This is a genomic window from Arthrobacter sp. (assembly GCF_031179385.1).
GTDB lineage: Bacteria > Actinomycetota > Actinomycetes > Actinomycetales > Micrococcaceae > Arthrobacter_D.
In genome coordinates, this window is record NZ_JAPSHV010000115.1 from 1 (window position 1) to 8001 (window position 8001).

Sequence of the window (8001 nt, forward strand, 5' to 3'; positions counted from 1 at the left end):
TGGTAGCAGCTGGCACTGACCTTGCCCGGGAAGGCGGGCCGTCCGCCGTCGTACTTCGTGAAGTGACGCGCCGCACCGGGGTGACACCGAATGCTGCCTACCGGCACTTCGCCGACAAGCGGGCCCTCCTGCATGCGGTGTCGATGGCAGCGCAGGCCGAGCTGGCGCGCTCGATCGAGGCTGAGCAGTCGAAAATCCTTCAGTCCGATGACGACGACGGCGCCACCGCGAAGGCCCGTCTACGGGCCGTCGGTGCCGGCTACCTGCGGTTCGCGCAGACCCAGCCCGGGCTTTTCCGGACCGCGTTCTTTGAACACGTTGACTTGCGTGACGCCGGTACGGCGGACTCGGCGGGGGACAGCGGCCTGACGCCGTTTCAACTGTTATCGCTAGCGCTCGACGGACTGGTTGAAGCGGGCGTCCTGCCCCCGGAACGCCGCCTCGGCGCCGAGTTCCTTGCCTGGTCCTCGGTGCACGGGCTTGCAATGCTGGTCATCGATGGACCTTTGCAGGGTCTCGACGTGGAACAGCGGACGTTTGCCGCGAGCCGGCTGCTCGATATGGTCGAAAAGGGCCTATGACGCTCCGGTCGCGACAGTTTTATCTGGTGCCGCGCATCCGAGCCCTGTAGCGCAGGACGTGCCCGCGGGCGAACAGCGCGATCGCGGCTACCACCAGGACAGCGCCGACGGCGAGGAGCACCCCCGATATCGCCTGCACGGGTTCACCGAAAGCTGCCGACCTCGCAAATCCGGACATCCCTTCCGGAATGAAGAGAGTACTCAGAAGAATGAGCACACCACCGGCAATGAAGTGCTTCACTCCAACTTTCACGTTTCTCCTTCGCAGAGGCCTGAAGACCAAGCCTAGCGAGTGGAAAGGGAAGACACCTCGCCCGCTTTGTCGGGAGCGGCGCCTAGGCTTGGTTTCGTGACAGCCACCGTCCCCGACCGGCGCCAGCTCAGCCGTTCCATCCTCAGGCTCGCCGTACCCGCGCTTGGCGCGCTCATCGCCGAGCCTCTTTTCCTTCTGGCCGACTCCGCAATCGTGGGGCACCTTGGTGTGGAAGAGCTGGCAGGGGTGGGGCTGGCCTCAACGGTTCTGCAGACCGCTGTCGGCCTCATGGTCTTCCTCGCGTACTCAACCACCCCTGCGGTAGCCCGTTTCCTGGGCGCCGGCCGTATGCCGGACGCCGTCGCTGCAGGGCGCGACGGCGTCGGTCTGGCTTTTGCGCTCGGCGTTGTCCTCTCGGTCCTCGGCTGGGTTCTCGCGCCTGCGCTTGCATCCGCAATGGGTGCGGAAGGGCAGGTTCACCAATTCGCCGTGGACTACCTCCGCTATTCGATGCCCGGTCTCACGGCCATGCTGGTTGTCCTCGCAGCCACGGGCGTGCTCAGGGGGCTCCAGGACACCCGGACACCGCTGGTCGTAGCGGGAGCAGGGTTTGGGGCGAATATCGTGCTGAACTTCCTGCTGGTCTATGGAGCGGGGCTCTCCGTTGCCGGTTCGGCGCTGGGGACCAGCATCGCGCAATGGGGTATGGCAACCGTCTATCTCGTCATCATCGTTCGTTTCTCCCGCAGGAACTCCGTTGCGCTGCGCCCCACCTGGCTGGGGGTGCGTGCTACCGCCCGGGTGGGCTCCTGGCTGATGCTGCGCACCGCGAGCCTGCGCATCGCAATTCTGGCAACGGTGTTCGTCGCTACGGCACAAGGGTCTGTTTCGCTCGCGGCACATCAGTTGGTGATGACCATTTTCACCCTCCTCGCGTTCGCGCTGGATGCCCTGGCAATCGCCGCCCAAGCGCTCATTGGCAAGGAACTGGGAGCAGGCAACCGCCCGCTCGCCCACGCCCTGACCCGCACCATGGTTCGCTGGGGTGTGGCGTTCGGCTTCCTGACCGGGATCCTGCTTGCCGCCGTCGCACCATTCCTCGACTGGATCTTTACATCCGATGAAGGCGTGCGAACGGCCTTTACCGTCGGTCTCTGGGTCTTGGCCGCGGCGCAACCCATCTGCGGCTATGTCTTCGTGTTGGATGGCGTGCTCATCGGAGCAGGGGATGCTCGGTATCTGGCGCTCGCCGGCGTCGTCAATCTCGTCCTGTACATTCCATTGCTGGTTCTGGTGTTCGCAGCGGACCTCAGCGGGCCCGCGGGAATCGCCTGGCTGTGGGCTGCCTTCGGTGTGGGTTTCATGCTGGCCCGTGCACTGACCCTTGGCTGGCGTGTCCGCGATGATCGCTGGATGGTTACTGGTGTGGCCTAGGACTAAACTTGCAACGTCCAACCGCCCAGAGGAAGGCCTCGATGAGCGAGGAATCGGCTGACAAGTCCGCATCTCCCGCGCTGTGGCGCGCCTTTTTGCTGCACGCGGCGGTTGCCGGGGCCTTCGGACTGCTGACAATTTTCTGGAGTCAGCCCTCCGTGCACGTGATGTCTGTCGCGGGAGGCCTGTACTTTCTGGGGCTGGCTGTAGCCGTTCACCTCACGGAGAGGAGCCTCAGGGCGCAGGACGCAGTGCCCCTGTGGCTCACCCGGACGGTGCCGGTCTTCCTGGCCGTTGCGGGGCTGCTTAATCTGTGGGTCCACTCGGACCGCATGTTCAGCGGAACCGGCGCCCTCGCCCTCGTCCTGATGGGCATCGTTTACCTGGTGGTATGGGGCAGGAACCGCGGCACGCATCTGGCCGCCCGGGATTTCCTCCTGACCGGCACTGTCTCCGTGCTGACAGGCGGGTTGCTTCCGGTGTTCGAGGCCCTCGGGGCACACGCCCTGCTCGGTGTGGCGGGAGGCGGTGCGGTGATCACCGCCGTCGTGCTCGCTCTTGCCGCGCTCAGCTACCGGCACGATCTCAGTGCGGCTGCCGGTTCGGCCACCCGCACCAACCCCGTAAACTAGATTTCTACTATTCGTAGAAAATATTGAGGAGAAGGCACCGTGTCCAAGCAGGTTAAGGGCGTCAAGGGTCCGCTCATCTTCTCTGCCGTTCTCGCTGCGGTGGCCGGTGCTGCCACCATGGTCTTTGCAACCGGCGGTGGTACCCGCGAACCGCGCATAGACCTCGGCCTGACCGCCGCGGGCATAGCGTTCATCGCCTCGCTCGTTATCAGCGCCCTCCTGCTGATGACTGAGAAGCCCAACGACGATCATCTGGGTAAGGGAACCGGCATCAACCGCTCGTCCTCCAAGATCAGGGGCGGTGCGGCGAATCTCGATGAGCACGGCAATCCCCGCGGGACCAACCCCCACAACGGCGACAACGCCGGTTAGGAAAAGGAGCGTCCGTGGCTGTTCCCGAGATCAACGTCCTCGCTGTCATTATTGCCACCCTCTCCACCATGGTGGTGGGCACCATCTGGTACACACCGAGGGTGTTCGGCAACTACTGGATGCGGCTCGCCAAGGTGAATCCCAGCGGAGACGCAAAGGACGCCGTCAAGCCGATCCTCATCACTTTGGTAGTGAGCTTCATCAGCGCCTGGGTTCTGGCGGGCAGCGCCGCGATTGCCCAGGAGTTCTACGGCGGCAACTTCCTGATGAACACACTCGTTACCGCCGTCATCCTGTGGGCCGGCTTCACCGCCTCCCGATTCATCACCCATGACGCCTTCGAGGGACGGCCAGCCGGACTCACGGTGCTCAACTGTGCGCATGAGCTGGTGACCTTCGTTGTCATGGCTCTCGTCATCGGTCTCATGGGGATCAGCGGAGCCTAGGCGCAGCAGCACGCTCTGTTGCCTGAAAAGGTGAACTCTGGTTCACTGTTTGTACGGAGGGGAGTATCCCCCAACCAGTCCATCGTCATTACGGCGGCCCCAGCGCCTCCCGGTGGACGGGCCCGCCACCGGCCGGGAGAGACCTCCAGTTAGTACCAACTGACTGGAAGTGGGTTTCCCATGAATGTGCCCCTGTGGCTCTGGTTCGCCGTCATCGGCCTGATTCTTCTCATGCTGACCATCGACCTCGTCGCGCATCGGCGCGCTCACATCATCTCCGTCCGTGAAGCAGCCGCCTGGTCGGCGGTCTGGGTTCTCATGGGTGTCGCGTTCGGCGGCGTAGTATGGCTCGGCTATGGCGCGGAATTCGGACAGCAGTACTTTGCCGGATATGTGATCGAGAAGTCGCTGGCCGTGGACAACGTCTTTGTCTGGGCGATCATCTTCGCGTTCTTCGGAGTTCCCCGCGAATATCAGCACCGGGTTCTCTTCCTCGGCGTCCTGGGAGCCCTCGTATTCCGTGGGATCTTTATTGCTGCCGGCTCCGCCATCATCTCGGGTGCGGAGTGGGTGCTCTACCTGTTCGCTGCCTTCCTGATCTTCACCGGCTACAGAATGCTCAAACAGCGTGACGAGCACATCGATCCAGAGCGGTCACGGACGCTTAAGCTCTTTCGACGCTTCGTGCCCATGACCGACAGCTTCTATGGTCAGCGACTCCTCGTGCGCAAGGGCGGCGTGCTGCTGGCTACCCCGTTGCTGGCGGTCCTGGTGATGGTTGAGGTGACAGATATCGTTTTCGCCGTCGATTCCATCCCCGCGATCTTCGCCGTGACCGATGAGGTTTTCCTCGTATTCACCGCCAACGCGTTCGCGATCCTGGGCCTGCGTGCCATGTACTTCCTTCTGGCGGACCTGATTCACCGGTTCATCTACCTGAAGGTGGGGCTGGCCCTGGTGCTTGTCTGGGTGGGAATCAAGATGATGCTCAAGGTCGACCTCTACTACATTCCGACGACTGTCTCCCTCACGGTGATCATCACCATTCTGGCGGTCGCCATTGCAGCGAGCCTGGTGGCAACGCGGGGACAGGGACGGTGCGGGTTGTCCTCGCCGTCGGGCTCTCCCTTCCGGAAGGCAACAGAAGAAGAAATGGCTGAAATCCAGCCGCTCCGGGGTAAGAATGGCTTGGTGGCCGGATCGAGTTCCGGCAGCGGGCCCAACAGCGATTAAGGAGGCGGTATGTCGGGTGAGGCGGGGGACCCGACATCAGATGGGGAGCCTTCATCCACGAGGGGCGGCAGCCGCCGTCCCTCGTGGACGATTCTGACCAACCATGGTCACGTGCTGCTTGCTGTAGCCGCGGAACCGCACATCCGCGTTGAAGAGATAGCTCACCGCGTGGGCATCACGCGCCGCGCCACACTCAGCATCTTGAAGGATCTCGAGGAGGCCGGGTATATACAGCGGTTGAGGGAGGGGCGCCGAACGACTTATCGGGTGGATGGCGACCGGCCCTTCAGGCATCCGGCAGAATCCGACCATGAGGTCGGCGCGCTACTGCAGATCTTCTCGGAAGCCCCGCGCTATGGGAGAACGGACGACGACGGCGATCGCTAGCATGGAGCAATGGCTCCACACGTGAATATCACCGGGGACAGCACGGCCGATGAGTTGCTGTCCAACGATCCGCTTGCCCTTCTGGTGGGCATGCTCCTCGACCAGCAGGTCGCGATGGAAACGGCCTTCGCCGGTCCGGCGAAAATCAAGGAACGGCTCGGTTCGTTCGATGCCGCCGCCATCGCTGATCACGAGGCGGAGAGTTTCATTGAACTGTGCCGCACTCCTCCGGCGGTCCATCGCTATCCCGGGAATATGGCCGCACGCATCCAGTCGCTGTGTCGAACCGTGGTTGGTGAATGGGACGGCAACGCCGCAGCAATCTGGACGCGCGGTGAACCGGACGGCCCGGAGGTGCTGCGCAGACTGAAGGACCTCCCCGGGTTCGGTGATCAGAAGGCGAAGATCTTCCTCGCGCTTCTGGGGAAACGCTACGGATACGCCGGGCAAGGTTGGCGAGAATCAGCCGGCTCCTACGGTGATGAAGGCAGCTATCGTTCCGTAGCCGACATCGTCGATCCTGAATCCCTGGCGAAGGTACGGGAAACCAAGCGGGCAGCGAAGGCGGCGGCCAAGAAGACTTCGTGACGTCATGGGTGTAATTGCGCTTGACTCATGACGAACCCGGCGTCTACCGTCATCACCATAGATTTGTTTTGGTTATGACGCCCTGAGGAGAGCAATGAGAAGCGGTACCGCCACCGGACTATGGTTCGCGTTGATGTCCGCCGCTTCATTCGGGGTATCCGGACCTTTCGCGAAGTCCCTCCTGGAGATCGGCTGGAGCCCTGGCGCCGCCGTCGGAATTCGCATCGGCGGTGCCGCCCTGGTGCTGGCCATCCCGGTGATCATTGCCCTGCGCGGACGCTGGGGCACCCTCCGCGGCAATGCCCTGACCCTGATCATTTACGGAGCGACCGCGATCGCCCTGTGTCAGTTCTTCTATTTCAGTGCGGTTCAGCGCATGTCTGTGGGCGTCTCCCTGCTGTTGGAGTATCTTGCACCGGTACTCATCGTTGGATGGTTGTGGCTGCGCTCCGGGCGTGCTCCCAGCAGGTTGACGGTGAGCGGGTCCGTTGCGGCTATGCTCGGGCTCCTGCTCGTCCTCGACCTCACGGGCGACCAGCGCCTCGACCCCGTCGGGGTGCTCTACGGGTTGGGCGCAGCTGTATGCCTGGCGGTTTTCTTCGTGATGTCCGCGAAGGCTGACGATGACCTGCCGCCTCTCGTCATGGCCGGCGGCGGCATGGTAGTCGGCGCACTCACTATTCTGATTCTCGGCCTCGTCGGCGTTATGCCCTTCGCCTTCGAATTCCGCGACGTCAGTCTTGCCGGCTGGCAGACTTCCTGGCTGGTTCCGGTTCTGGCGCTTGTCCTCATCGCCACCGTATTCTCCTACGTCACGGGCATTTTCGCTGCGCGCCGCCTGGGCTCGAAGGTGGCGTCTTTTGTCGGGCTCACTGAGGTTATGTTTGCGGTTCTTACGTCCTGGTTGATTCTGGGTGAACTCCCGTCGCTGGTTCAGTTGCTCGGCGGCGCACTCATTGTGGGCGGAGTGATTCTGGTGCGGATCGACGAACTGCGTCGAAACCCGGACGCAGCGGACCCGCTCGACCAGCCCAACGTCGTCGAGGCCGTGCCCACTGTTCCGGGTGGCTGAACCGGTCCGAGCGGCCTGAAGCGGACAGGTTCCGTCCCTATGCACCGTGTGTACTCCTCACCGCGGGCGATCGGCCGGGTGGGCTGGATGTAACGCGGAAGCGCCTTCAAGGAAACTTCACTGAAATGCCGGGCACCTACCGTTTTTCAAGCTGCCCAAGTTGGACCGCCTGAAGAGCCCTGGAGCCTGCCGCTATGTCTTATGTGAAGCCTGGTGACCTGATCACGACCATGATCGACGTCGGTGCGTCGAAGGTATTCATGTCCACCCGCGACACCGTAGTGCGCGCGGCAATGGCCGGTGCGCTGTTGTCCCTGGCTGCGGCGTTCGCCGTCACGGTGAGCGTCACCACCGGCATCCCACTGGCGGGGGCGGTTCTCTTTCCGGTCGGGTTCATACTCCTGTATTTGCTCGGCTACGACCTGCTGACCGGGGTATTCGTCCTGACGCCCCTTGCCTTGCTCGATAAGCGACCGGGCGTGACGGTGCGCGGTGTCCTTCGCAACTGGGGGCTGGTGTTCGTCGGAAACTTCATCGGAGCGTTCACCGTGGCCGTGCTGATGGCGGTAGTCGTCACCTACGGTTTCGCCATCCCACCGAACGAAGTCGGTGTCGCCATCGGCCACATCGGTGAGGGACGCACCCTCGGCTATGCCGAGCACGGCGCCTCCGGGATGCTGACACTGTTCGTCCGTGGAATGTTGTGCAACTGGATGGTTTCGATCGGCGTGGTCGGTGCCATGATCGCCAAGGATGTTCCCGGGAAAGTGATCGTCATGTGGATGCCGATCATGCTGTTCTTTTTCATGGGCTTCGAGCATTCGATCGTCAACATGTTCCTCTTCCCATCAGGTCTGTTGCTTGGCGGCCAGTTCACCGTTCTCGACTATCTGGTGTGGAATGAGATCCCGACGGTGCTCGGTAACCTCGTCGGCGGCCTGCTGTTCACTGCGCTTCCCCTCTACATCACGCACGCGCGGACAAAGGCGCCGTCCAACGCTGT

General features: G+C 62.8%; 11 protein-coding genes. 10 read left to right on the top strand and 1 reads right to left on the bottom strand.

Going from position 1 to position 8001, the window contains the following annotated elements:
• A partial coding sequence (locus RIF85_RS13150; protein WP_309072351.1) for a TetR/AcrR family transcriptional regulator occupies window positions 1-581 on the top strand: 581 nt, incomplete at its 5' end.
• Between the two features lie 19 nt (window positions 582-600).
• Here RIF85_RS13150 and RIF85_RS13155 read toward each other — a convergent pair.
• Window positions 601-834, bottom strand: coding sequence for a hypothetical protein (locus RIF85_RS13155; protein ID WP_309072352.1), 234 nt, complete (start codon window positions 832-834; stop codon window positions 601-603).
• Window positions 835-930: 96 nt separating this feature from the next.
• Here RIF85_RS13155 and RIF85_RS13160 point away from each other — a divergent pair, with 96 nt between their 5' ends.
• From RIF85_RS13160 to RIF85_RS13200, 9 genes are all read left to right on the top strand, one after another.
• Window positions 931-2268, top strand: a complete 1338-nt coding sequence (locus RIF85_RS13160; protein WP_309072353.1) for an MATE family efflux transporter — start codon at window positions 931-933, stop codon at window positions 2266-2268.
• 41 nt (window positions 2269-2309) lie between these two features.
• Complete coding sequence (locus RIF85_RS13165; RefSeq protein WP_309072354.1) at window positions 2310-2900, top strand: hypothetical protein; 591 nt, start codon at window positions 2310-2312, stop codon at window positions 2898-2900.
• Window positions 2901-2939: 39 nt separating this feature from the next.
• Window positions 2940-3272 carry a hypothetical protein gene (locus tag RIF85_RS13170; protein ID WP_309072355.1) on the top strand — a complete coding sequence of 111 codons (333 nt, stop codon included), beginning with the start codon at window positions 2940-2942 and terminating at the stop codon, window positions 3270-3272.
• Between the two features lie 14 nt (window positions 3273-3286).
• The gene (locus tag RIF85_RS13175; RefSeq protein ID WP_309072356.1) at window positions 3287-3718 is read left to right on the top strand and encodes a DUF1761 domain-containing protein; all 432 of its coding nucleotides are present in this window, start codon (window positions 3287-3289) and stop codon (window positions 3716-3718) included.
• A 180-nt stretch (window positions 3719-3898) separates the two neighbouring features.
• A complete protein-coding gene (locus tag RIF85_RS13180; RefSeq protein ID WP_309072357.1) occupies window positions 3899-4951 on the top strand; it encodes a TerC family protein in 1053 nt (350 codons plus the stop codon).
• A 111-nt stretch (window positions 4952-5062) separates the two neighbouring features.
• The gene (locus tag RIF85_RS13185) at window positions 5063-5338 is read left to right on the top strand and encodes a winged helix-turn-helix domain-containing protein (RefSeq protein ID WP_309072358.1); all 276 of its coding nucleotides are present in this window, start codon (window positions 5063-5065) and stop codon (window positions 5336-5338) included.
• Between the two features lie 9 nt (window positions 5339-5347).
• Window positions 5348-5926, top strand: coding sequence for an HhH-GPD-type base excision DNA repair protein (locus RIF85_RS13190; protein ID WP_309072359.1), 579 nt, complete (start codon window positions 5348-5350; stop codon window positions 5924-5926).
• Window positions 5927-6020: 94 nt separating this feature from the next.
• Window positions 6021-6998 (top strand): DMT family transporter, encoded by a 978-nt coding sequence (locus RIF85_RS13195; protein ID WP_309072360.1) that lies wholly within the window; start codon window positions 6021-6023, stop codon window positions 6996-6998.
• Window positions 6999-7192: 194 nt separating this feature from the next.
• The coding region (locus RIF85_RS13200) for a formate/nitrite transporter family protein (protein ID WP_309072361.1) at window positions 7193-8001 on the top strand (809 nt) is incomplete at its 3' end.